At 67.3% G+C, this 2,028-nt stretch carries 3 protein-coding genes and 1 pseudogene; 1 reads left to right on the forward strand and 3 read right to left on the reverse strand.

Annotation, left to right across the window (positions count from 1 at the left end):
- The 3 genes and pseudogenes from I8N67_RS41260 to I8N67_RS43620 all read right to left on the reverse strand — a co-directional run.
- Positions 1-291: helix-turn-helix domain-containing protein (locus tag I8N67_RS41260; RefSeq protein WP_200309445.1), on the reverse strand; the 291-nt coding region annotated here is incomplete at its 3' end.
- Positions 292-314: 23 nt separating this feature from the next.
- Entirely contained in the window at positions 315-842 is a 528-nt protein-coding gene (locus I8N67_RS41265) for a DUF6879 family protein (RefSeq protein WP_200309446.1), read from the reverse strand.
- A pseudogene (locus I8N67_RS43620) lies at positions 814-1,076 on the reverse strand (hypothetical protein). The gene I8N67_RS41265 and the pseudogene I8N67_RS43620 overlap by 29 nt, the downstream one beginning before the upstream one ends.
- A gap of 227 nt (positions 1,077-1,303) precedes the next feature.
- Between I8N67_RS43620 and I8N67_RS41270 the strand changes: the two are divergent.
- On the forward strand, positions 1,304-1,744 hold the full coding sequence (locus I8N67_RS41270) for a DUF6415 family natural product biosynthesis protein (protein ID WP_200309447.1): 441 nt from the start codon (positions 1,304-1,306) through the stop codon (positions 1,742-1,744).
- Positions 1,745-2,028: the final 284 nt, after the last annotated feature.

Consider the following 2,028-nt stretch of genomic DNA (forward strand, 5'->3'; position numbering starts at 1 on the left):
GCCCGTACGGACCTTGCGTCGCCACTCGACGTACAGCGATTCGGCGTTACGCGACTGGGCGATGATGTCCGCGGCTTGATCCTCGGCGCCGCAGGCCTGGCACCAGCGGCGGATGTCGTCCGGTGTGGGAGGTGTGCGCGCGTTCTCGATACGGGAGGTCTTCGGATGCGTCCAGCCGCAGCGCACGGCCAGCTCGGTCCCCGTGATGTTCGCGTCGGCGCGCAGTTCTCGCAGGCGCCGCGCAACTCGTTCGCGCGCTGCCTGGGCCGAGAAGGACGGGGAGTTGCGCATGAGCTGACCGTGCACCTTTCGTACTAGACGATCTCGTAGTCCTCGTGCGGCGTCGCGCGTATCCACACCGCTTCGAAGGCGTCGGCACACAGCTTCGCCGCGCCGGGCTCCTCGCTGATCTCCCCGCCGCCGGAGGCTCCGTCACCGGTGAAGTGGTTCCACCGGATGAGTCGGCCGTCGATCAGCCAGAAGTCGTTGCCGGGCAGCGCGATGTCGGAGGCACGCCGACGCGGCAGCCACCGTACGAGTTCACCCGCCTCCACATTGACGGCGGTGCCCGAATGTTCGTACCGGATGTAGTCGCTGACCGGCTCAGACACGATGCGGGCCCGGCGCACGACCACGCCACGGGCCACCGCGCTCCGGATCAGCCTCACCCATGGCGCCCAGTACGGCGATTCGGGGTCGGTGTCCCGTACTCCGGTGCTCTTCCAACGGGCGAAGTCGTCGGCTTCACCGGTGACCCCGTAGGTGTCGCGCATCTCCAGGTGGACGGCTGAGCGCTGAGGACCGTTCAGCAGTTCATCGAAGCTGGGCGCGTTCGGCGGCATCGCGGGCCTCTCTCAGGATCGGCACCATGCGGGCCGGGATACGGACAACTGTCTCGTGATCGGGGATTCCCGCCGCGTGCCCCGGCGCTTCGAACGCGGAGCACTCGGAGCTGCGAGTTCGGGTGTCGGCTTCCATACCTGAATGACCAGATCATCGCTGCTCTCGTCGACCCAGACCGTGGGGCTCTCGCCCGTTCCCGTATTCGGGTCGATGCCGATGAACCGTAGTTTCATCGCCGCCTCCGGCACTCTTGATGTGCAGTGATGTACACGACTTTGCAGGTAATGGGGCCTCAGACCAAGAGGGCTGATGGCGATGAGACGGTTAACAAGCTCTCATGAACATTCATGAACATCGCTGGAGGGCGAACCCATCAGGCTTCTAGCGTCGGCGGGGACGACGAGACCCCGGCGAGGTGACAGCCTCCGGGGGGAGCCGAAGGCCGTTGAGGAGCGCCGCGATGAGTACACGTACCGACTGTCCGCCGGCTACCGGAGAACTGGTTCACATCCCGCTCGACACCGAGACGATGCGAGCCGCCGCACGCCGCCTGCTCGCCGAGGACGCCGAGTCTCCCGCCCCCGACGAGTTGGAGATCCTCACCCTGCAACTGCGCGGCCACATCATGGTCGCCCTCCCCGAGGTGGAAGCCGCGGCCGGGCGGCTGCCCGAGGGGGACGTGCCGCGTGCCTGCGCGCTCGCCTGTGTCGGTGAGGCCCGAATGCGGCTCGGCCTCGACCCGGGCCCGCACACTCCCCGCAGGCATCGCGCACGCCCAGCGCCTCGTCCGCTCGGTGAACGCCTTGTGCGACCACCACGAGAACCTGGCGCAGCGTGCGCTCGGTACTGGGGGAGACGCTTGTGGAGGCGATTTGCCAGCCCCTCCGCCCGTGGGGCCTGACCCGCATGGAGCCGTATCCGACGGAGTTACGCGACCTGCGAGCGTGTCTCAATGAGTCGGTGTCTCACTGAGCGGAGTGACCGAGCCCTGTCCACTCCCGCTTGTGACGGGCTTATCTCATGACGCCGAGTAGTCCCCTTGCACCACGACCAGCGATCGCGGTCGGTGGGGAAGACGGTTCGCCGAGGTGGTCGGCGGCAAGTAACAGACGCTGTCCTTGCTGAGTAGGGCCCGATCTCCACGAACGGGCCAGGGCCTGCCCGATCAGCGGGGAGTGACACCGG

The sequence above is a fragment of the Streptomyces adelaidensis genome (assembly GCF_016598475.1).
Taxonomy (GTDB): Bacteria; Actinomycetota; Actinomycetes; order Streptomycetales; family Streptomycetaceae; genus Streptomyces; species Streptomyces adelaidensis.